Below are 23,747 nucleotides of genomic sequence, written 5' to 3' on the forward strand. Positions count from 1 at the left end.
TGCCCAATGGAGCAAGATTTTTTTATAAGTTTTAAGTCAATGGTGAATTGTTAAAGGTTAATTTATAAAGACAAAGTAAATTTACATTTCACCATTTACCATTCACTATTGACTAATTATCCTTCCACGTGTTTTACATTTTCTTTATACCACGAAGAATATTTCACATAATTATCAGCAATCCTGTTAACCTCTCCTTCCAGCAGCTGGGAATTAATATCTTTGATTTTTCTGGCAGGTACTCCGCCCCAGACTTCGCCAGATTTTATATGTGTTCCCTGTGTAACAACAGAACCCGCTCCGACAATTGAATTTTCTTCAACAAGACAATCATCCATTACAATCGCACCCATGCCGATCAGTACATTATCTTTAATTGTACATCCGTGAACGATCGCATTATGACCAATGGAAACATTATTTCCGATATTTAAAGGATGTTTCTGATACGTGCAATGCAACATCGCGTTGTCCTGAACATTTACTTTATTTCCCATTTTAATATAGTGAACGTCACCACGAATCACTGCATTGTACCATATGCTGCAGTCTCTTCCCATAGTTACGTCCCCAATGATTGTAGCGGTTTCTGCCAAAAATGTATTCTCTCCTATTTGTGGTGATTTACCTAAAAGTTCTTTTATAAGTGCCATATGTTTAATTTGAAAATTGATAATAAGTGATTTTAATTAATTTTTACCATTCATTATTTCTAAATCATGCCGATAGCAAAAATCTAACTTCCAACCCCCTGCTTCTACTTCTAATTGCGTATTTTTGTATCTCAAATTTAAAGAAAAAATGCATACTATACTTATAGAGCCGACTGAAAACCCGAAAGTGATGAAATTTGTTGCGGATTACAACCTGATCCCCGGGTCACTGGAGCTGGACAGAGATTCAGATATTTCCGAAATCCCTTTGGCACAGGAACTTTTTAATTATCCGTTTGTAGAAAGAATTTTTATTACGGCAAATTTTGTAGCGGTTGCAAAACAGGATACAATAGAATGGGAACATGTAGCGGAAAGCCTTAAAAATGTAATTGAAGACGAGCTTCTTGCCAACCCGAGAATTTATCTTCAGAAGAAAAAAGAACTTTATCAGATCTATGCGGAAATGACCCCGAATCCTAATGTGATGAAGTTCGTTTCCAATAAATTATTGCTGGAAGGTTTTGTAGAAGTGAAATCAAGAGATGCTGCAGAAGGTGTTCCTTTGGCACAAGCCGTTTTTAAAGAATTTGATTTTGCCAAAGAAGTTTTCATTTCTGATAATTTTGTTGCCGTAACAAGAGATAATTCCGTAGAATGGCACCAGGTAATGATGACCGTACGTGCACTGATTGCAGAATATCTTCAGAATGGTGGACAAATTTCGAATATTGAAGCGCAGAAACATGAAAATCCTGTAGAAAAGATCATTAACAGAGATTACACAGAAGACGAGCAGAAAATTTCAGATATTCTGAATGAATACGTTGCTCCTGCCGTAGAAAATGACGGTGGAAAAATTTCCCTCATGGAATACGACCAGGAAAATAAAACGGCAAAAATGCTTTTACAAGGCGCATGCTCAGGATGTCCAAGCTCTACTGCTACTTTAAAAAACGGAATTGAAAATATTTTAAAACAATTCGTTCCTGATCTGGTAGAACGCGTAGAAGCTGTGAACGGGTAAACGAAACCACTTCAGATAGATGAATATCAAATAATACGGTCCGACTATTGATGAAAGACTGAAAAATTTAAATAAATAATGAAGGGAATTTTATTGGTAAATTTAGGATCGCCAAGATCTACAGCAGTACAGGATGTGAAGGAATATCTCGACGAATTCTTAATGGATGAAAGGGTAATCGACTACAGATGGATCTTTCGTGCGCTTCTTGTTCAGGGAATTATCTTAAAAACACGTCCACCAAAATCTGCCGAAGCATACAAAACAGTGTGGACTGATGAAGGTTCACCGCTGATCGTTATCACAGAAAAAATCCAGAAAAAGCTACAGAAGCTGGTAGATGTTCCTGTAGAAATCGGAATGAGATATGCCGAGCCAAGCATTGAAACAGGAATCCGGAAACTGACTGACAAAGGCGTTACTGAAATCGTACTTTTCCCTCTTTATCCTCAATACGCCATGAGCACCACGGAAACAGTGATTGAAAAAGCAGAAGAAGTAAGAAAGCAGAAATTCCCGGGAATAAAAATCAATTATATACAACCCTTCTACAACCGCGATATCTATATCAACTGCCTGGCAGAAAGCATCCGCGAAAAACTTCCTGAGAATTTCGATGCCCTGCAGTTTTCTTATCATGGAGTTCCTGAAAGGCACATCTTTAAAACAGACCCTACAAAAACATGCAATCTCAATGATTGCTGTACCAGGGAAAATAACCCGAGCCATCAGTTCTGTTACCGCCATCAGTGTTATAAAACCACGGAGACAGTGATTGAAAAACTTAATTTACCAAAGGAAAAGGTAATCGTTTCTTTCCAGTCGAGACTTGGAAAGGACAAATGGATAGAGCCCTACACCGATGAAACCTTCGAAACCATTCCTAAAAAAGGAATTAAAAATCTCGCTGTGGTTTGCCCGGCTTTTGTTTCCGACTGCCTGGAGACACTGGAAGAAATTTCAGTGGAAGGTAAACATCAGTTTACGAGCGCCGGCGGAGAAAATTTTCATTACATTCCTTGCCTGAATGATGAAGATCGCTGGATCGATGTCGTTAAAACATTGTGTGAGGAAAAGCTCAATGAATTCTACTTAGTATAAACATATAACCTTCGGAAACGGAGGTTATTTTTTTTGAATATATATTATAAAGACATCTGAAGTTATAACGAAACACTTATTATTTACAGTATCCGGACTACAATTATATATATATTGGAAAACATTTACATCAAAGATCATTTCTTGTTCAGTTTTAATATTAAAAAAAATAAAAAAAACATCATACCCCCCCTATAAAAACACACTTTAAAGAAAAATAATATAAAATAATTACAACTACCCTTAAAGTTTAATATATTATTTTGAAATTTAAATATTTTCACTAACTTTACCCCATCAAAATGACATTTAACTTAAAAAAATAAAGATGATGAATGCAACTGCAGAAATTTTAAAAAATAAGATTGAGAAATTCAGTCCTGATGCTTTGGAAGCTTTTGCAAAAATGATGGAAAGCTTTGAAGAAAAGAACAATTCTGTTACATCGAAATTTTACCTGGATGAAATTCTGTACAGAATACAGTTTCATAATGAAAATCCTACTACAAAACTGGATTTTTATGAAAACATTTCAGAGCTGAAAAAGTATTGCGCCTAATGAAAATTCTTCTTTCGTCTATTGCCAAAAACGACATAAGACTTCTTATGAGGGTTTTCTGCGCAGAACATAAGCAAAAAGGAATTGATTTTCTGGAAAGCCTTAAAGTGTGCATCAACACCATAGCACTAGATACGGAAAGGCCAAGAGACATCAGCATTCGAATGATGGAAGACTTCCCTGTCAATATCCATTATATTTTTGAGAATGAAGAAACGCTTTTTGTAACGGCGATATTCAGAAGTTAAATAGATTTCCAGACTTTTATTATATTAAGCCTTGCAGATTTATCTGTGAGGTTTTTTAATAAAAAAGAACTATCTCCATAAAGTAGCACAGGTTCATAATAAAAACGTAAGCACCCATTATCTAAAACGTCGATACCTTTTAAATAAAACGTCGAGAGGTTTTGACCGAAACGTCGAGAGATTTTCCTTAAAACGTCGAGAGGTTTTTCAACAACGAACACTATGATTGAAAATCAATACATTACATTTCCAATCATCACGACTCAAAGTCTAAACACTAAGACTCGAAAACACAATCTACCTGACCGGTGTTCTGAATTCACCATATCCCATTAACCCATCATAATTCCTTCCAAACGGAGCATAATATAAGAATGCCTGATAGAGATTCTCGGTCTGCCAGAAGTTACCGTTAACTTCACCGAAATTAAGGCGTCCGTCAGGACTTTTTGTAGCCAGGATGTAGTTATAGAATCCTTGTTTAAGATATATACGGGCAATATATTTTTTGTTTTCGGCATCATACTGCATTTGGTTTTCTTTACTTGGCTTAAAGTCGTTGAAACCACCCAACACATATATTTCCTTATCCACAGGATCTGACTCTAATGAAAAATATACCCAGGAATAATCGGCTTCCCTTTCTGCATCCCTTTCTCTTCCCAGATCATTTCTTCTGTAATACCACGCTCCGTTTACGTCTGGCTGATATTGGTAATTGAGCGGGAAAGCCCAGACCGGATGAAGATACGTATTATTAACGCCGTCTTTCACTTCAGTGGCGCGAACCATATCCGCCGCCATATTCATATTCTTGTTGTCAAAATAGTAGAATTCATTGTTTCCGGGAAAGACAAGTGACAACTGCTGAAACATCAACTGATTGCCCATAGTTGTGCTTGGCTTTAAATTATTTACCGTAACATTCGGATTATTATTCTGCATCACATTCAGGGTGATGGAATTGACATTGGAAGAAAGATCTCCGCCCCCGGAAACAGCTTTTACTTCTACCCTTTGATTCGCATCAGGATTTCTGGCATCAGCAAACCGCGATACGCCTACAGCAAGTGTTGCAGCATTTTCTACCAGATAAAATCTTCTTTTAAATAAAGGTTTATCAGCAGAATCTTTATAAACGATAATTTCATAATTCCCGGAGATTTTAAGCTGCATTTTATCATTCGGGAAATTCAGTTTATAATGGGTGTAAGACTGAAGCGTGTTGAACGAATACTGAAAACTGTCCAGCAAGCCGTTTAAACTTCCTGTCGCATATTCTGTGAAAAACAAATTGTCATCTTCCCAGTTTCTGTTGTAATGCTTAATGGTATACCTGTAAATCTGGCTCGAATTGGTAAGATCGTCAAAACTTAACACCAACTGCTGATTCAAATAGATCACCGGAGTTTCATCGTTGGTCTGTGGATTAAACAGCTGGATGCTCTGGATGTTTTGTCCAAAAACAAATCCGCTCAGTGTAAGTAAAAGTATTCGCAAGGTTTTCATTATGACGAAGATAAAGAAAAATCGTTTTAAACCATAACAGATGAGAATCTTTATTTCCTAAAATATCAAAGTTCTCAGCGTTGAAAATGTCTGATGCTATTTTTAAACTCAAACTTTTGTGCCTAACTTTGTTTCTGTAAAAAATAGACATCATATGCTACAGATTCAAGGTTTCGTATTCAATTTTGCGAGCGAAAACACCTATATTCTTTATAATGGAAATAAAAATGCCTGGCTGATCGATCCGGGAAACATGAGCGAACAGGAAACGAAAGTTATCGGAGACTTTATTGAAGAAAACCAGTTGAAAATCGAGAAAATCCTTTTGACCCACGCTCATATTGATCATGTTCTTGGGCTTCAGTGGGCTTCGGACACCTTTAAAGTTCCTGTCTATATGCACCAGGAAGATCAGGAGATTTTAGATATGTTCCAGATCAGCGGCATGCGGTTCGGGATGAATCTTGAGCACATCCATGCGGACATCCGTTACATCAGTGAAAACGATGAGCTGGATCTTGATGGGGAAAAATTCAAAATCTATCACGTGCCGGGGCACTCTCCGGGAAGCGTGGTGTACCATAACGAAGACCAGAAGTTTATGATTTCGGGAGATGTTCTTTTTGAGGGAAGCATCGGCAGAACCGATTTGTTTAAAGGAAATTATGAGCAACTGATCGAAGGTATAAAAACAAAACTTTTCATTCTTGATCCCGAAACAAAGGTTTTCTCAGGCCACGGAAATCCTACCACCATTGGGTTTGAGAAAGAGTATAATCCGTTCTTCAGGTAATAAACGATCAAAGTCCGGACTGTCCCATCCGCACCGTCCGGACACTGCCATCAGTACTGTCCGTTTAGTGCCACTCGGGCGGACCGGTCAGTACCATAGGTATGAGGTCTAATTATTAGTATAATGAACTCCGGTTTGGAAAACATTTCCTGCCGGAGTTTTTTTGTTGGGAGGTGCGTAAGTATTTGAGATTGGGAATACGAATAGTCTTGAAAGCCTTCATTTTTCCGGACAGAATATTTCCCTATAAAATCTTAAAAAATGTAGTCTGGGTTGGACTACTTTTTCTCTGACAAATGTAAACAAATTCTCATAATTTCCAAATAATAAGCTATTGTTTTTTAATATGTTAATCAACTCAAAACGCTAATTCTCTTTAAAAAATAGACGTTTAAGAAGAAGAGAAACTGCCCTCGTTTTTACCATGAAAAAATAAAAGAATCCTGATTCCTAGATCATTGGTTCTGAAAGTAGTCCAACCCAGACTACCTTTTTGAACACAATGAAAATACAAATGATGACCCTTATACAGTTCCCTCTATCCCTGCGTTTTAGCGTAAGGATGCTGTGTTTGCAGGTATTTTTCATTGCTGTTTTTATCAGTTCCCAGACTCCTTTTTCCTATTCCGACTCAACAATTTTTATCTCCGAAGATTCCTATTTGTATGTTGAATCACCAGTTGACATCTCTGATGCAGCCTCTTTTTCAGGGACAAATAATGAGGTAAAAAAGGGCAATATAACTCAACGTAAAGCCTTCTGTAAGTTATACTCATCTACAAGCAAAAATCATATCAATCCATCAACCCAGACTTGCTCCACAGTTCCGAAGAGTTCCCATTATGTTGGAAACTTCACCAACCCTTTATCAACAGCTGTTCTGGGAAATCCTTCTCCGGTAAAACAACATCAGAAAATGATGGGCTCCGCTCTAAGATTTTTACTGAATATAAATTCTTCAGAAAAAAAACTTCTATGTAAACATATTAACCATTTCAACCTTTTAGAAATTATCACCAACCACTTCAGCCGTCCTCCGCCTATAATGGCGATATTTTATTAAACACAAATGACACGAATTATTTAAACACAAATGAGCACAAATATCTTTGCACGAATAACACGTATGATTTACACAAATAACAGAAAAACCCTAATGCACAGGCCACTTCCCACGCCGTTTGTCATCCCGTAGGGATCTAAGCAAAGCATTTTCACACAACGTTTGTGAAATTAGTGTCCATCCATTAGTGCCATTCGTGTTTAAGAACAATACCGCACTCTTATAAGTGAAATCGAAGATTCGACGTAGTCAAACGTCTTTGTGAAACTCAATAAGCATATCATATTAAAGAAATCTCTGTGTGCTCTGTGTTACCATAAGCTTACATTATTAAACAACAAACAAACTCATAAATACAATACAATGAAAAATATACTAACAACTGCTGCTCTGCTATTCAGCATGATTGCATTCGCACAAGTGGGGATTAATAACACTTCCCCAAAAGCGACACTCGACATTACTCCCAAAACAACTGATGGAAGCAAGCCCGAAGGACTTTTAATTCCACAATTGGATGGCAATTCGCTCAAAACCACAGCTTACGGAACTTCTCAAAAAGGAGTGATTGTCTATGCGAAGTCAGCAGCTAGTCCCACCGATACCAAAACCGTGAATGTTACTGCGGAAGGCTACTATTATTTTGATGGAAGTGTGTGGCAGAAAATGACCGGGGCTTCCGCCGCCGATGCTACTACAACGGCCAAAGGGATCGTAAAATTGGCAGGAGATTTATCCGGAACCGCTGCATCACCAAGTATTGCCAGCAGTGCCGTGACCTCTGCTAAAATAGCAGACGGTACCGTAGCCAATGCAGATTTGGCTTCAGGAGCAGGTGGAATTTACAAAGGGGACGGCTCCTTATCCGGGAATACAACTGTAACCCAAGGGACCAATACTTTGGCTTTTACTTCTACAGCCAGTACGGGAACCAGCCATTTTACTGTGGATGGAACTACGCTAAATGTAGATGCCGTCAATAATAGAGTGGGAATCGGTACTAATACTCCGGCAGCAACATTAGATGTTGTTGCGAAAACAACAAATGGAACGCAGCCAGAAGGATTTATCGCTCCTAGATTGACTGGTGATCAAATTAAGTCAGGTGATGGACAATATGGTACATCTCAAAAAGGAGCAATCATTTATGCTTTATCAGCAGTCACAACAGCTAGTACAAAAACAGCTAATATGGATGCTGAAGGATATTATATTTTTGATGGTTCAAAATGGATTAAATTATTATCTCAAGCTCAAAGTGTACCGCAGCAAATCCTCAATGTATCTGTACCAGGAACTCAGAATATTAAAAATACAACTGTAGTTACAGAATTTACTACTGAGAATATAGATACATACAATGCATGGAACAATAATATATTCACTGTGCCCTCGAATTTAGGTGGCATTTATACTGTTAATTTTCAAATATCAAATACAAGAGTTATGGGAGGTACTGGAAGTCCTTCATGGTTTGTAATATCAACACTTCAGAGAAGTGCTGATGGAGGTGCTTCTTGGACTGATTTAATTAGAGATACAAGAACTGCTCCATCTCTTTATGATGTAGATAATGGAAATATCCTTTTCTGGAGTGGAATTTTAAATGGTGGCGATCTAATGAGAGTTTATACGCAATGTAGCAGTCCAACTGATAATATCATTGGTAAAGGGAGTCTAGTCATTACAAAACTTTAAGCTCACAATATTTTGTTGTGCAATCGCAATCCATGACTCCGGCTCGTACCAGTTTAAGCAATGCTCGGATAGGTTTTGGTTACAAGCAGAACGTTTTAGCCAGCCAGCTGATCTTACTTATAATCTATGACCGAAAATCATAAACCAACAATAATTTTAAAACCAATACTAATGGCAACAATTCTTCATCGCATCAAAGCGTATTTGTACGATAACGTTTTAACCAAAGACAATCCCAATGATTTCACGGCGCGCACGGCGAGCGAGCGCAGCCTTACTGTTCAGCAGATCTGCCAGGCAGCCGTGTCCCGTGGCGGGGCAGACATCTCTGCCTCTTCCATGGAGCACGCCACCGAACTTTTCCTGAAAGAAATGGCCTACCAGCTTTGTGATGGCTTTTCAGTCAATACCGGTTACTTTACTGCAAGCACAACTATTAGAGGTGTATTCGACAGTCCTTCGGAGACTTTTAACAAAGGCAAGCACAGCATTATTTTCCAGTTCAACCAGGGAGAAAAGCTACGCGCAGAGATTCCCAACATCGAGGTGAATATCTTAGGCGTCGCAGAAGCTTCAGCAGTGATCTTACAGGTTACGGATGTCAAGAGCGGTTCGGTCAACGACCTGCTTACACCAGGAAGAAATCTGAAGATTATGGGCAGCAAGATTAAAGTCGCAGGTGATGATGCTTCGGTAGGGATTTATTTTGTAGACACTGCTACACAGGGAAGAACGAAAGTAGAGCAGAGTGATATTGTGACCAATAATCCTTCGGAGGTTATGGTGGTAATTCCTGCATTAGCAGCGGGAAGTTATATTATTGAAGTGCTGACGCAGTATTCAGGCAGTCAGACTTTAAAAGAGTCCCGTACTGCTACCCTGGATAAGCAATTGACGGTAGAGTAAGAACAAGAGGCTTGCTTCGGTGCAAGCAAGGTGATTGTTAGGTAGCAAGCAAGAGTCTTACTTCGAGGCTAACAAGACACTTGTTTGGTAGCAAGCAACCGGCTTGTTCTGACAAATCTATCCTAATCCTGAAATTCTATTATACAGTTAAGGTATATATCAGCGCAAAAGCATTCCATCATGAGGGATGGGTATTTTCATCAGTGTGTGATACTCCGGTCTGGGAACTCTTTCCCAGCCGGAGTTTTGGCTTCGGCTCCGCTCAGCCACCATTGGGTTGGAGGGTTTGAGTTGAAGGACTGGTGGCTGAGCGGAGCCTCAGCCACTGGGAAGGAAAGCGTAAGGGCTGGTAGCTTCGTGTGTGGCAGCGTAATAAACCACCCCGTCGCAAATTCCGTTGGAATTTTCGCCACCCCTCCGGAGGATGGGAATTGGGAATTGGGCGGTTTTAGATAGCGAATGCTCCTGCTACTGTGGCTTCGGCTCCGCTCAGCCACCATTGGCCTAGAGAGTTGAGAGTGGAGTACTGAAGGGGTTAAGGCGGTACAAAATTCCCCTCAGTGGAGGGGTGGCAAAAATTCAAAGAATTTTTGACGGGGTGGTTTAAGAAGAATTGCGGGACTGGTGGCTGAGCGGAGCCGAAGTCACCATTGAACAAATGTCATTATTTGTATGCCATGATAATTGATAACTACCAGAAGTAAACCAAGGTTAAAGCAAATGCTTTGCATTCCGATAGCGTAACAGACCACCCCGTCGCAAATTCCAATGGAATTTCCGCCACCCCTCCGGAGGAGGGGAATTTAGAAGCGGTCGAATGGCGGCGCCTGAGCGGAGTCGAAGGCCCGCATTACTCTGGAAGGACTGGTGGCTTCGGCTCCGCTCAGCCACCATGGGTTTGCAGTGTTTTCAGGATTCGATATGAGAGTTTAAATAAGATTCGCTATCATTTGCTGAGTGTTTAAGTTTATGCTGAGCCTGTCGAAGTACCTTTGCGCTCAAAAGAATATGCATAATATAAAATCTCTTGCAGACATAGCGTTAATGATAAAAGCTAACAGTTACAAAAGATGCCGAGATTCCTACGGAACGACAAAAGTGTGTGGTAGTGTGTGAGGGATTAGAGAGTTTTAGGAGTATATGAGTATAGATATTCTACTGAGCGACAAAAAGTAGTCGAATGCCGGCCAACCACTGGAGTATGTACAAAAAAACCGTCGAAATCTTCCGACGGTTTTCTGATTGTATGAAAAAGATTTATTAAAAATCTAATGTAATCGATCCTCTTACTGCTGCTCCCATAATCGGTCTTGCCATGATTATGGTGCTTCCGGCTGCTTGTATTGAAGGTGATCTCGGATCCCCTTCGGTAATGCCGATCGTATTGAAGATATTGGTTCCGTCTACTGCAAAGCGTATTTTTCCCAGCTGATAAGACATTCCCGCACCCACTTCACCAAATGCAGGCAATGTATCCTGATTGGTCTGATCCTGAAAACGTTTTCCATAGTAATTGTAGCTGACATACGTTCTCCATTCTTTTGTAATGTTGACTGCCGGTGAGATATTAAAATACAGCTTCGGCATTCTTCTTACCACATTTCCTTCCAGGGTACTTGCTGATTCCAGCCCTTTATATTTAGGATTCTGAATGGTTCCGTTGAAGGTAAGCTCAAGGATGTTATTAAATAACCTTGCATATCCTTCCAGCTCTACCCCGAAGTTTCTGGTATTGGCAAAGGTATTTTCAGAAGTTCCATCAGAGAAAACATCGGTAAAAGAAAGATTCTTCAGCGTAGAATAAAAAGGAATTACCCCGATATCAAACGTTCTTGAATAATACTTATATCCGACTTCCAGCTGATTGGTAGATACAGATTTTAATGGCTGATCCGGTGTAGGGTTTGAAAAATAATTATAATATGCCTCTTCGTTTGGAGATCTGAATCCGTTTGAGAAACGGGCATATACTGCATTTTCCGGATTGATTTTATAATTAGCAGCAACAGTGAACGAAACTTTATCTACGTTAAAATTCCAGTAAGTATATCTGTTTCCCAGCACACTCATATTATCATCCGCTGTAGTTGTCGCAAATCCGTGAGTTCCATCCGTTGTCAGCCCTGAATTGTTGAGATTGGAAGTTGTGGTATTGACAAAATTTCCTTTATAATAATCATGGCTGTAACGGATTCCTGCATTTAAGCTTAAATTATCCGTTACATTATAATCAAGGTTTGCATAGAGATCATTGAGGCTTCCCTGTGTTTGCGTATCTCTTTGCAGGAATGTCATATCAGTAACTCCATTATATGTTTTGGAATATCCCACACTGGTCGGCGTAAGTGAAGTATCCACAAGGTTAAGCAGTTCCGGTCTGTCGGTTGCCGTGGTTAAAATATTACTCCAGTTCCAGTATTGATGGGATTTCCAGTTAGATTTATAGAAGCCAGCCGTTACATTTCCTTTATCAAATTTATAGCTGAATTGCAAATCATTCACAAAATTATTCATTTGCTTATCAATAGCCCAGAATCCTAGTTCCTGAACGTAAGCCGGGTTGACTACCGCTCCGGAACTCACTAACGAATACTGGAAAGTATTTCCTGCAATCCCATTGCTGTTAGCAAATGCTGCTGCCGTTTTAGGCCCGCCTGCCGGGAAAATTCCGGTATAATTCATATTGATATTGGTATATCTTGTCTTGTTTAAAACAGAGAAATTATTTCCAAGATCATATTTGAATTCCGCTCCTACGACATCCACTTTCGGATGAATTCCGTCTTCAAGATTTCTGCTGAAGAATCCTCCACCGGCCTGCGGTATATTGAGCTGACTGATATTTCTGTAGCTGTACGTTCCGTAATTGGCATCAAAACCGGAAAACTCTTTCACATCATTTCCGTCCCGTACCAAAGGAATCGGAAGGAAGAATGTATTTCTGTCGTCCAGCTTTTTATAATAAACTTTAGCATATCCTTTATCGAAAACATATTTCAGATTCATTCTGATTTGTCCGCCCTGATTGGCTTTAAATCCTGTTTTCCTGATTCCGTCATCTGTTCGGTAAAAACCTCCGACGTTGAAAAATAATTTATCCTCCACCAAAGCTCCGCCAAGGTTTACATCCGTACGCATCAGCCCGTATGTACTGGTTTCGAGTTTTGCTGTTCCCCTGAACTCATTCCCTCCTTCTTTGGTAATAAAGTTAATTAAACCTCCCGGTGAATTGTTCGCAAAAATAGAACCTGAACCTCCTCTTAAAGCTTCCAGCCTGCTTACCGAATTATCGACACGGAAGAAATTATCTGCGTTGGCAAACTGTAAAGCGCCGTCTTCAAACACAGGAAGGCCGTCTTCCTGCACCTGTACAAATTCATAAGCCCCTGCGGAAGGAATCCCTCTTGCAAAAAGGTTATTCCCCACTTCGCCTCCTGAAGTTTCTACCGCAAAACCAGGCACTCTCTGCAGCAATGCAGCAGCACTGATCGGGTTTTGCTTTTGAATTTCTTTTGCGGTAAAAGTAGAAATCGCCGTACTCGATTCTATCTTTTTCTTCGGATTCGAGTTCCCGGTAATAACGACCTGCTCGATAGATGCCGATCTTGTGGAATCCTGTGGAGTTTCCTGAGCATACGCATTATTGAAATACAGCGTTGCAATCCCGGCAAGTAAGAAAATCGATTTTTTTTTCATAGCCATATGATTTTATTGTTAGTTTTAAGTTTAGTTATTTTTCAATTTAAGATAAACGCCATTCGTCCAGCCAAAGCCATCCTGATTAGGATATTCTCCACCTCCCGCAACCGTTTCTATATCCAGGGCATTGTATTTTTCCATTAATTTTCCGGTGTTTTGATAGACTCTTTCTACATTCGCACACCAATTATTTTTAATTTTTACCGCTAAATCATCAAAGCCATAGTTTTTCATTGCTTTAAAGCCCATCCACTGATACGGCGCCCATGCATTCGGAAGATCCCACTGTTGTCCGGTTTTCTTAGTAGTCGTCACCAATCCTCCTGGAAAAAGAAACTTCTGCTCGATATGGTCTGCGACAGATTTTGCCTGCTCCGGTGTCGCTAAACCAAGAAATAGAGGATAAAGAGCAGCAATATGTTCAGACGAGGTTGTTGTGTTTTTTTTCGTATGATAATCTTTATATATCCCGGAATTTTCGTCCCAGAAATACTTAGTTATCAATTGTCTTCGGTTTGCTGCTCTTCCAGAATAATAATCTTCCTTTTCAGCCAAGTTCTGAAGTTTTGAAGATTTTGCCAGTGTATTTTCCAGATGCCATAACAGGCAGTTCAGATCGACCTCAGCCAGATTCAATGTTTCAATGGTCTGTATATGTTCACCGTCTGCAAACCATCTGCTTGAAAAATCCCATCCTGATTCACAGGCGCTCCTGATGTTTCTGTAGAATTCTTTCCCTGCATTTTCACTATCTTCAATATCAATCAAATAACTCTCTGGGCGTGGTTCGTTTTCAGCATCATAATACCTGTTCAGAATGTCACCGTTAATTGTTTTCACCACTCTTTTTATACCTGAACCATTTTCAAGATGCCCTATCCCACTCATCCAGAAAGCATATTCTTTTTCCAACGTGTCATAATATTTGAGATAAATATTTTTGTCCTTTGTCGTTTCAAAAAGCAGATCCAACATCAATGAAAAGTAGGGTGGCTGGGAGCGGCTTAAAAAATGAGTACGGCTGGCATTCGGTACAAACCCGACCGTCTGAATCAGATAAGAACAGTTCTCAATAATATTTTCCATCATCTCCATTCTTCCTGAAACCTGAAGTCCCAGCATGATAAAATAGCTGTCCCAATAGAAGAATTCATTAAAGCGTCCCCCCGGAACAACATAAGGTTTAGGTAGTTTTAGTAATGTACCTTTTTCCTCGTAAGCCGTTCTGGTCAGTTCATCCCAAAGTTTTTCGATATGCTCTTCTATTGGCAAATGATCTTCTCTTTGTATAGAAATTTTCGCCCCTAAAAAGTCGAAATTCGATAATACGAATGCTTTCAGGTTAAATCCGTTTACCTGTTTTTCATCTTCATATTTTGCATTGATTTCTTCGATTGGAAATAACGGAACCGCGTCGGTCATCATCTTCTGATCTTCAAAAATTTCCGATCGCTGAACATCGTCAAAAAGTGACTGAATATCTTTTATGTATAATTGCTTATTCATTATTGTTTAGGATTTATTTTTAATTTATTCATGAACATTGCCGAAATTATCAGTAATGAAAGTGGAATTAACGAAAGGTAAAATGCCTGCTGACCGCTGAACTCCTGAAACACAAAGCCAGTAATAATGGATCCTATCGTTCCGCCGATGGCAGAGAAAACCACGATCAGTCCCGACATTGCACTATGTAAATATTTGGGAATTGATGCTAAAATGACTGAATTGATGCTTGGATAAATGGGAGCTAATAAACCACCCATCAACGGAAACAGATACACGACAAGCGGAGCATTCAACCACGTGGTATTGATGTCAATATGAATATTATGCGTTAAAGGCAATACCAATACAATACTCACGGCGAAACCAACCGCACAGAAAGAAACCATATAAATCCAGCTGAATTTTTTCGAGAAAAAGCCTGACAGAAATCTTCCCAGCGCAAAGGCACCCGCTAAAACGGCACCCGCCTGAACACTCATCGAAGTTGGAACTTTTAGAATTTCCTTATAGAAAGTCGGTGTCCACGTCTGAAAGCTCTGTTCTACCAAAACAAAAAGGAAGGCGCATAATAAAAAGAACAATACTTTTTTATAACTAAACAGACTTGCACTGTTCTTCAGATCGCCAAGCAGATCTGTTTTTTCACTTTTTGCTTCGTGTTCGTCTAATTTTGTAAAGAATAAAAACAGGAAGGAAAATGCGGAGATTCCTCCTAACACCCAATACACATTCAGCCAATGGGTTGATCTTGGATTATGGTCATCGATGAATAAGCTGAATAAAACATTTCCCATTAATACGCCGATCATGAAAAACCCTTCCAGATAACCCATAAAACTTGAATGTTCTTTATCGGTATTCGTCACCAATCCGATGGAGGTGAAGACTGATATTTTAATTAACGCAAAAGAAACTCCGACAATGGTAAATAATAATTTGAAAAACCAGAAATCGTTGGCAAAAGGCATTACAAAACACATACAGCTCACGAGAAATAAAGCGGTAAGCATAGAATTTTTGATTCCTATTTTGGGTAAAAAAGATGCCAGAATGAAAGAGCAAATTGCAATCGGCAGATCTTTAAATCCTTCAAGAACGCTTGCCCCGGATTTTGATATTCCGAAATTTTGCTGCACCTGCAGGATCACTGTTCCCACGGAATTCAGCAGAATAGCAAAAACGAAATAGTTTAAAAACAATACCGCTTTTATGTTTAAATTTTTCATTCAGTTATTTTCTTGTGGGCTAAGATAAAGGCATTTGACTTAACGTTAATTTAACATGGTAAATGAATATTTGAACTATATTAATATAATTATTATTTTAGGGGAATATATTTACATTAATTCAATGAAAGTTACTTTTGAGAGAGTGATCCCCGATGAAAAGAGCTCATTCCGCACGATTCATAACAACTCGCCTATTTCAGAATTCAAATGGGAATATCATTATCATCCGGAAATCGAGCTTGTGTGTGTAATTTCCGGGAGCGGAACCCGCCACGTGGGATACCATAAAAGCAATTATACCAACGGAGATCTGGTGCTCATCGGCTCGAATATTCCGCACTCCGGATTTGGTCTGAATTCTATTGATCCGCATGAAGAAATTGTACTTCAGTTTAAAGAAGAAATTTTGCAGTTTCCCCAGCAGGAAGTGGAAGCAAGATCCATCAAAAACCTCCTGGAATTATCAAAATATGGGATTCATTTTCATCATAAAATCAAAAAGGCCATGCTGCCGAGACTTAAATTAATGCTTGAATCGGAAGGTTACAAAAGATATTTATTGTTGCTGGAGATTCTTTTTGAGCTTTCTAAATGTACAGATTATGAGCTTTTAAATAAGGAAATTATGCCCTACACGATTATTTCTAAAAATAAAACCCGACTGGAAAACATTTTTACTTTTGTTGAGCATAATTATGATAAGGAAATCAATATCGAAGAGGTTGCAAAATTAGCCAACCTAACGCTGCCTGCTTTCTGCAATTTCTTTAAAAAAGCGACACAGATTACGTTTACGGAATTTGTAAACCGATACCGAATCAATAAGGCCTGTCTGCTGATGGCTCAGGATAAAAGTATTTCAGAATGCAGTTATAGCTGTGGTTTTAATAATGTAACGTACTTCAACAGAATGTTCAAAAAATATACAGAGAAAACGCCTTCGGAGTTTATGAAGAATTTTGCACCTAAGGTGAATGTTGATTTGAAAGTGGAGAATGAGGTGAAAATTAAGGCTGGTTTTTAAGATATTGAGATGCTTCGACAAGCTCAGCATGACAGCTCTAATACTAAGTGTTTTTATTAGCAATTAATATGTAGCGTTGTCATCCTGAGCGCAAAGCAGTCGAAGGATCTCATCAACCAAAAAAGCTGTCCAAAAACAGCTTTATATATTATATAGTTAAGTTGCAAAAAACCATCAATCAACAGCTTGCAATCATCAACTAAAATCACTTCCATTTAATATTACAGCCCATGCTCGGTCTTTGAATTTCTTCCTGTGGTTCTCCTGCCAGAAGATTCTCAAAAGCAATAATTAAATCTTCACCAGTCACATCCTTATGATTTCCCGGTCTTGAATCATCCATTTGCCCTCTGTAGATCAAATCCAATTTTTCATCAAAGAAGAAAAAATCAGGGGTACAGGCAGCATCATAAGCCTTCGCAATAGCCTGGCTCTCATCATATAAATATGGAAAATCAAATTTTCTTTCAATCTGAAACTCGATCATTTTTTCCGGTGAATCTGCAGGATATTTTTCTACATCGTTAGAATTTATAGCAATAAATTCGATCCCTCTTTCATTATAGTCTTCGTATAGCTCATTTAATTTATCAATGACATGAAGAACGAACGGACAATGGTTGCACATGAAGATCACCAGTGTGCCCTTCTCTCCTTTAAGGTCATCCAATGACTGAATTTCATTACTTTTTGACGGGTTCGGCAGCTCAAAAAAAGGTGCTTTTGTACCCAAATCAATCATATTTGAGGGAGTATTCATAACTTTTTTATTTGATCACAAAGATAAAGATTTTCTTGATTATTTGGATATGGAAGATGGATGCGGGAAGTTGAAAGTTATTAATTGAGCTAGCCTATAAACCTCATTAATTTTTACAATAATTTTAAAAATAATAACAAACATACCAGCAAGCCCCCATTCGTCCGGCTTTCAGCTAAAATGAAAAATTTATCAAAGCTCTCCCTTAAAAGTTAAACTCTAAAATTTGTTTGGAAGTTATGTTAAAAAGTTTGTAGTTTTGCTAACACTGTTAGTAAATAAAAATCATGGGGTTACATGAACGTCGTCAAAGAGAAAAAGAAAATATACGTACCAGTATTCTGGATGCGGCTTTTTCTTTGGCTAAAACCGAAGGTTGGGCTTCACTTTCCATGAGAAAAATTGCTGATGCTATTGAATATAGTGCACCGGTAGTTTACGATCACTTTGAAAATAAAGAAGCTATTTTATACGAAATTTCGTTGAATGGTTTTCATTGTTTACACATCGAATTGTTGAAAGCTCAGAGAGGACACGACAATCCGGAAGACCAGCTGAAAGCTATTGTGGATGCTTATTGGAAGTTTGCATTCAAAAATAAAGAATATTATCAGCTGATGTTTGGATTGGGAATGCAATGCAGCGGAAAGGGAATGATGAAAGAAGAATTTTCGTCGTTTCAGGATATGCTTTACGATTGCACGTATAAAATCATTAAGAAAAACGGATCAAATCCTGACAATGCCTGTCATATGTCGCATGCTTTATTTTCTGCCGTACATGGATTGATCTCAATTATGATGATGCGTAATGATGATATTCCTTCTACAATGAACAAGACTACTTTGGATGAAACGGTTTCTGCTTTCATTAAGTCTTTATAAATTTTTTTACAATTAAAATTAACACCGTTAGGATTATTAACACTGAATTAATGTAAGTTATTCATTTTAATTAAATTTAAATTAAACTACTTTATGTAAGATTAGAAAATTAAAATTTTTTTTACCATAGCAATTAACACCGTTAGTAAAAATAACACGCCTTACACCTCATCTAATATACTTAAACCAACATTAAAAGCAACCTCAATTATGAAAACAACGATCTAAATCGAGTATTAAGAATTCTGAATTTTTTTTTGAATCAATCATTAACACTGTTAGAAAATATAACGGAATTCGAATTAAAAACAACATTATTTAATTTAACACTTCATTAAAAATTTAAACTCAAAATGAAAATATTTGGAAAAACGAGGATCATTGTACTTATGGCAAGTATTATCCTTTTACAAAATTGCACGAAAGCGGCCGAAGGATCAAATGCTGCTCCGCCGGCTCCAGAGTTACCGGTTTATACTGTTATCACCTCTCCTGCTACTGTTTACCAGGAATTCCCAACAGCTTTAGAAGGAAAAAACAATGTTGAGATCAGATCTCAGGTTGACGGATATTTAGATAGAATTTATGTAGAAGAAGGCGCTTATGTAAGAGCGGGACAACCTTTATTTAAAATAGATTCAAGAAGTTATGGCGAGCAGATGAATATGGCAAGTGCTAACTTACAAGTTGCTAATGCGAATATTCAGAGAGCAAAAGTTGAGGTAGACAGATTAGAACCTCTTGTTGCTGCAAAAGTAGTTTCAGATGTACAATTGAGAACGGCAAAAGCAAATTACGCAGCCGCAGTGGCAGCCGCCTCACAGGCAAGAGCATCCGTTGGAAGCGCTAAAATCAATGTAGGATTTACAACCATTACAGCACCGGTAAGTGGTTATATCGGAAGAATCCCGTACAAAAAAGGAAGTTTGATTTCAAGAACAGATCCTAATCCATTGACTCTATTATCTGATATCAGCGAGATTTATGCGTACTTTTCTTTAAGCGAACTGGATTTCATTGCTTTCCAGAATAAATATCCGGGAGCAACATTAAACGAAAAACTGAAAAATATGCCGATGGTAGATTTGGTTATTGCAGACAACAGCACGTATCCCGAAAAAGGAAGAATGAGCATCGTTGACGGACAATTCGACAAAACGACCGGAGCCATCAGTGTCCGTGCCGTATTCCCGAATGCCAACGGCGTATTGAGAACCGGAAATACGGGTAGAGTTCGTATGCCTCAGTTATTTGACAAAACACTGGTTATTCCGCAGGAATCTACTTATGAGATTCAGGATAAAACGTACGTTTATGTAGTTGGAAAAGATAAAAAGGTAACCGGAAAACCTGTAACAATTTCAGGGAAAACGGATAACTACTATTTCATTTCTGAAGGACTTTCTGCAGGCGATAAAATCGTATTCACAGGAATCGGCGTATTGAAAGACGGAGTTGCCATTCAGCCAAAAGTTATCTCTTCTGATAGTTTGCTTAAAGCAAGACCTTTGTAAACTCCTTCCAGGACTATTTATAAGAACTGTTTAAACCTTTCTTTTTTTTAAACACAAAAGTCACAAAAGCTTTTTGTGTTTAAATAAAAAAGTTTAAGCAACATTAAAAAATAAACTTCTTATGTTAAAACAATTTATAGAAAGACCGGTACTTTCAACGGTCATTTCCATCATACTCTTATTATTGGGTGCCTTGTCACTCTTTAATTTACCGATCGCCCTCTTTCCGGATATTGCGCCGCCAAGCGTTCAGGTGACGGCCTTCTATCCCGGTGCGAATGCGGAAGTGGTAGCCCGTTCGGTAGCAACCCCGATTGAAGAGGCCGTAAACGGAGTGGAAAACATGACCTACATGACTTCCAACTCCAGTAACGACGGTACCATGACGCTGAGCGTATTTTTCAAACAGGGATCTGATCCTGATAATGCGGCAGTAAACGTTCAAAACCGTGTATCGAAAGCCATGAGCCAGCTTCCACAGGAAGTTGTGCAAGCGGGAATTTCAACACAGAAAGTTCAGAACAGTATGATCATGTTTATGGGATTAACCAGTAATGATCCTAAACAATACGACGAGCTTTTCTTACAAAACTATTTGAAAATCAATATCATTCCGCAAATCCAACGTATTCCCGGGGTTGCACAGGCACAGGTTTTCGGAACGAGAGATTATTCCATGAGACTTTGGCTGAAACCGGACAGATTAGCAGCTAACGGACTTTCGCCTCAGGAAGTTTTAAATGCTGTAAAAGATCACAACTTGGAGGCTGCTCCGGGACGTCTGGGACAGGGAAGTAAGGAAACTTACGAATATATTTTAAAGTATAAAGGTAAATTAAACAAAAACGAAGACTACGAAAATATTGCCATTAAAGCCAACAGCGACGGTTCTTTCCTGAGACTGAAAGATGTGGCAAGGGTAGAATTCGGTTCGTATACGTATACCGCAGCCAACAGAGTTGATGGCAAACCGGTTTCAGGTTTTGCAATAATGCAGACGGCAGGATCTAATGCCAATGAAATCTTAACTGAAATTGAAAAGCAGGTTGATCAATTTAAAACCACCCTTCCAAAAGGTGTTGAGCCGATCATCATGTACAACTCCAAAGACTTTTTGGATGCTTCAATCCATCAGGTTGTTGAGACATTGGTCATTGCATTTATCCTGGTATTTATCGTAGTATATATTTTCCTTCAGGATTTCAGATCTACTTTAATTCCTGCGATTGCCGTTCCGGTAGCTATTATCGGTACCTTCTTTTTCCTTCAGCTATTTGGATTCAGTATCAACATGTTGACCTTATTTGCTTTGGTACTCGCCATCGGTATTGTGGTGGATGACGCAATTGTTGTGGTAGAAGCCGTTCACTCCAAAATGGAACATACGGGAATGCCTGTAGAACATGCCACAATGAGTTCAATGAATGAAATTTCCGGGGCTATTATTTCCATTACCTTGGTGATGTGTGCCGTATTTATTCCGGTTGGTTTCATGCAGGGTCCTGCGGGAGTTTTCTACAGACAGTTTGCCTTTACATTGGCTATTGCGATCATGATTTCTGCGATTAATGCCTTAACATTAAGTCCGGCTTTATGTGCCATGTTCTTGAATGATCCTCAGGGTGAACACGGAGAACACGGTAAAAAAACAGGCTTCGGAGCAAGGTTCTTCAATGCATTTAATGTAAGCTTTAATAATTTAACTAAAAAATACATTTACAGTCTTAAGTTTTTAATTAAAAATAAATGGGTTGCCGTAGGAGGATTAGTATTGATTACTGCTGCAAGTATTTTCTTAATTAAAAAAGCACCATCAGGATTTATTCCTACAGAAGACCAGGGATTCATTTTATATGCGGTGAACACGCCTCCGGGAAGTTCATTGGACAGAACGCACAGAGCGACTGAGCAAATTGATAAAATCATCAACGGTGAAAAGGCTAAAAATCACCTTTGGGTGGCAGATGGTCTGAATTTTATCAGTAATGCCAATGCATCACCCTATTCTGCAGGTTTTATTAAATTAAAAGATCATGACCAACGTGGTGAAATTACCGATCCGGATCAGATTGCAGCAGGATTGACAGGAAAAGTCTCCCAGGTAAAAGATGCCAGTGCATTCTTCTTCAACTTCCCTACGGTTCAGGGATTTGGTAACGTTTCCGGTTTCGAATTTATGCTTCAGGACAAAACGAACGGTTCTCTGGAAAATTTAGGAACAACAACACAAGCATTCATCGGAGAATTGATGAAACGTCCGGAGATTGCATTTGCTTTCACAACCTATGCAGCCGGAAATCCACAATTCACGATCGAGGTTGATAGTGATAAAGCCAATCAGCTTGGAGTTTCCATTACAGAATTGATGCAGACGATGCAGATTTATTACGGAAGTAGCTTCGTTTCGGATTTCAACAGATTCGGAAAATACTACAGAGTAATGGCTCAGGCGGATATTCCTTACAGAACAGACGCGAATTCTCTGGAAGGAATTTATGTTAAAAATAAATCTGGCGAAATGGTTCCTGTAAAAACATTGGTGACTTTGAAAAGAGCTTTTGGACCTGAAACAGTGACCAGAAATAACCTGTTCAACGCAGTGACGATCAACGGAACACCAAAACCTGGTTACAGTACCGGAGATGCGATTAAAGCAGTAGAAGAAGTTGCGGAAAAATCACTACCAAGAGGTTTTGGATACGAATGGACAGGAATTACCCGTGAGGAAATTAAGACCAGCGGACAGACAGCATTCATCTTTATGTTAAGTATCTTGTTTGTGTACTTCTTATTAGCGGCTCAATATGAAAGTTATATTCTTCCGTTCGCAGTTATTTTAACGATTCCGACAGGTATTTTTGGGGTGTTTGCATTCACAGGTTTAGCTGGAATTGATAATAATATTTACGTTCAGGTTGGTTTGATCATGCTCGTCGGATTATTAGCGAAAAATGCGATCCTAATTGTAGAATTTGCGGTTCAAAGAAGAAACGCAGGAAGATCATTATTAGAATCTGCACTTCAGGCTTCAAGACTACGTTTGAGACCGATCTTAATGACATCATTTGCCTTCATTGTCGGAATGTTGCCGCTTGTCTTCACACAGGGAGCTTCTGCCAAAGGAAATCATTCCATCGGATTCAGTACGGTTGGCGGGATGTTGACGGGCGTTGTATTTGGAATCTTCATTATTCCGGTGATGTTTGTGATTTTCCAGTATCTACATGAAAAAATGCCGAGCAGAAAAAAGAAAAGACTTCAAAGACAAAAATTGGAAGCCGAACTTTTAGCTACAACTCATTAATAAAAAATGAATGACAAAACTTTGAGAGATTTGATTCAATTTTAACGTAAAGCTATTTAAACATTAAGAAAATTAAAGGATTAAGATTAGTTAAAGAAATATCAAAGATATTTATAAAGCATAACGCTTATTATTTGACTTGTCAATTTCTTAATTCTCCTTTTAAAGGAAAAGATTCTAAACTTCTTAATGTTAGAAAATAAAAATATTATTCTGTTAAAAACCAAAAATAGAGAAGCAAACTATATCATAAAGCAAGGCATTATC

General features: G+C 38.6%; 18 protein-coding genes. 12 read left to right on the top strand and 6 right to left on the bottom strand.

Translation table 11 applies throughout. From position 1 onward, the window contains the following. Positions 1 to 116: 116 nt before the first annotated feature. Positions 117 to 653 (bottom strand): gamma carbonic anhydrase family protein, encoded by a 537-nt coding sequence (locus tag BMW64_RS01905; protein ID WP_089998153.1) that lies wholly within the window; start codon positions 651 to 653, stop codon positions 117 to 119. A gap of 148 nt (positions 654 to 801) precedes the next feature. On the opposite strand from BMW64_RS01905, the gene BMW64_RS01910 reads away from it, so the two are divergent. From BMW64_RS01910 to BMW64_RS01925, 4 genes are all read left to right on the top strand, one after another. Then, entirely contained in the window at positions 802 to 1,680 is an 879-nt protein-coding gene (locus tag BMW64_RS01910; protein ID WP_089998154.1) for a NifU family protein, read from the top strand. 78 nt (positions 1,681 to 1,758) lie between these two features. Continuing rightward, positions 1,759 to 2,781 carry a ferrochelatase gene (gene hemH / locus BMW64_RS01915; RefSeq protein WP_089998155.1) on the top strand — a complete coding sequence of 341 codons (1,023 nt, stop codon included), beginning with the start codon at positions 1,759 to 1,761 and terminating at the stop codon, positions 2,779 to 2,781. Positions 2,782 to 3,109: 328 nt separating this feature from the next. Next, positions 3,110 to 3,340, top strand: coding sequence for a hypothetical protein (locus tag BMW64_RS01920; RefSeq protein ID WP_089998156.1), 231 nt, complete (start codon positions 3,110 to 3,112; stop codon positions 3,338 to 3,340). Further along, complete coding sequence (locus tag BMW64_RS01925) at positions 3,340 to 3,588, top strand: hypothetical protein (RefSeq protein WP_089998157.1); 249 nt, start codon at positions 3,340 to 3,342, stop codon at positions 3,586 to 3,588. Before BMW64_RS01920 ends, BMW64_RS01925 begins: the two co-directional genes overlap by 1 nt. A 297-nt stretch (positions 3,589 to 3,885) precedes the next feature. Here the strand turns inward: BMW64_RS01925 and BMW64_RS01930 are convergent, their stop codons facing one another. Beyond that, the gene (locus BMW64_RS01930) at positions 3,886 to 5,097 is read right to left on the bottom strand and encodes a type IX secretion system plug protein (protein ID WP_089998158.1); all 1,212 of its coding nucleotides are present in this window, start codon (positions 5,095 to 5,097) and stop codon (positions 3,886 to 3,888) included. A 154-nt stretch (positions 5,098 to 5,251) separates the two neighbouring features. Between BMW64_RS01930 and BMW64_RS01935 the strand changes: the two genes are divergently transcribed. The 4 genes from BMW64_RS01935 to BMW64_RS01950 all read left to right on the top strand — a co-directional run bounded on the left by BMW64_RS01935 (position 5,252) and on the right by BMW64_RS01950 (position 9,557). Beyond that, on the top strand, positions 5,252 to 5,890 hold the full coding sequence (locus tag BMW64_RS01935) for an MBL fold metallo-hydrolase (RefSeq protein ID WP_089998159.1): 639 nt from the start codon (positions 5,252 to 5,254) through the stop codon (positions 5,888 to 5,890). A gap of 514 nt (positions 5,891 to 6,404) precedes the next feature. Further along, the gene (locus BMW64_RS01940) at positions 6,405 to 6,953 is read left to right on the top strand and encodes a hypothetical protein (protein WP_143052624.1); all 549 of its coding nucleotides are present in this window, start codon (positions 6,405 to 6,407) and stop codon (positions 6,951 to 6,953) included. A gap of 363 nt (positions 6,954 to 7,316) precedes the next feature. After that, on the top strand, positions 7,317 to 8,651 hold the full coding sequence (locus BMW64_RS20555; protein ID WP_089998161.1) for a hypothetical protein: 1,335 nt from the start codon (positions 7,317 to 7,319) through the stop codon (positions 8,649 to 8,651). Between the two features lie 171 nt (positions 8,652 to 8,822). Next, positions 8,823 to 9,557 (top strand): DNA-binding domain-containing protein, encoded by a 735-nt coding sequence (locus BMW64_RS01950; RefSeq protein WP_089998162.1) that lies wholly within the window; start codon positions 8,823 to 8,825, stop codon positions 9,555 to 9,557. A gap of 1,260 nt (positions 9,558 to 10,817) precedes the next feature. On the opposite strand, the gene BMW64_RS01960 is transcribed toward BMW64_RS01950, so the two are convergent. The 3 genes from BMW64_RS01960 to BMW64_RS01970 are packed head-to-tail and all read right to left on the bottom strand — an operon-like array spanning position 10,818 to position 15,991. After that, positions 10,818 to 13,253, bottom strand: a complete 2,436-nt coding sequence (locus BMW64_RS01960) for a TonB-dependent receptor (RefSeq protein WP_089998505.1) — start codon at positions 13,251 to 13,253, stop codon at positions 10,818 to 10,820. A gap of 30 nt (positions 13,254 to 13,283) precedes the next feature. Further along, on the bottom strand, positions 13,284 to 14,762 hold the full coding sequence (locus BMW64_RS01965) for a trehalase family glycosidase (protein ID WP_089998164.1): 1,479 nt from the start codon (positions 14,760 to 14,762) through the stop codon (positions 13,284 to 13,286). Further along, positions 14,762 to 15,991, bottom strand: coding sequence for an MFS transporter (locus BMW64_RS01970; protein WP_089998165.1), 1,230 nt, complete (start codon positions 15,989 to 15,991; stop codon positions 14,762 to 14,764). Before BMW64_RS01970 ends, BMW64_RS01965 begins: the two co-directional genes overlap by 1 nt. A 124-nt stretch (positions 15,992 to 16,115) precedes the next feature. Between BMW64_RS01970 and BMW64_RS01975 the strand changes: the two genes are divergently transcribed. Beyond that, complete coding sequence (locus BMW64_RS01975) at positions 16,116 to 17,018, top strand: AraC family transcriptional regulator (RefSeq protein ID WP_089998506.1); 903 nt, start codon at positions 16,116 to 16,118, stop codon at positions 17,016 to 17,018. 205 nt (positions 17,019 to 17,223) lie between these two features. On the opposite strand, the gene BMW64_RS01980 is transcribed toward BMW64_RS01975, so the two are convergent. Next, entirely contained in the window at positions 17,224 to 17,778 is a 555-nt protein-coding gene (locus tag BMW64_RS01980; protein ID WP_089998166.1) for a thioredoxin family protein, read from the bottom strand. A gap of 287 nt (positions 17,779 to 18,065) precedes the next feature. On the opposite strand from BMW64_RS01980, the gene BMW64_RS01985 reads away from it, so the two are divergent. From BMW64_RS01985 to BMW64_RS01995, 3 genes are all read left to right on the top strand, one after another. Further along, the gene (locus BMW64_RS01985; RefSeq protein ID WP_089998167.1) at positions 18,066 to 18,662 is read left to right on the top strand and encodes a TetR/AcrR family transcriptional regulator; all 597 of its coding nucleotides are present in this window, start codon (positions 18,066 to 18,068) and stop codon (positions 18,660 to 18,662) included. Positions 18,663 to 19,015: 353 nt separating this feature from the next. After that, complete coding sequence (locus BMW64_RS01990; protein WP_089998168.1) at positions 19,016 to 20,176, top strand: efflux RND transporter periplasmic adaptor subunit; 1,161 nt, start codon at positions 19,016 to 19,018, stop codon at positions 20,174 to 20,176. Between the two features lie 121 nt (positions 20,177 to 20,297). After that, on the top strand, positions 20,298 to 23,480 hold the full coding sequence (locus BMW64_RS01995) for an efflux RND transporter permease subunit (protein ID WP_089998169.1): 3,183 nt from the start codon (positions 20,298 to 20,300) through the stop codon (positions 23,478 to 23,480). Positions 23,481 to 23,747 lie beyond the last annotated feature (267 nt).

It is taken from the genome of Chryseobacterium taichungense, assembly GCF_900109935.1.
Classification (GTDB): Bacteria; Bacteroidota; Bacteroidia; order Flavobacteriales; family Weeksellaceae; genus Chryseobacterium; species Chryseobacterium taichungense.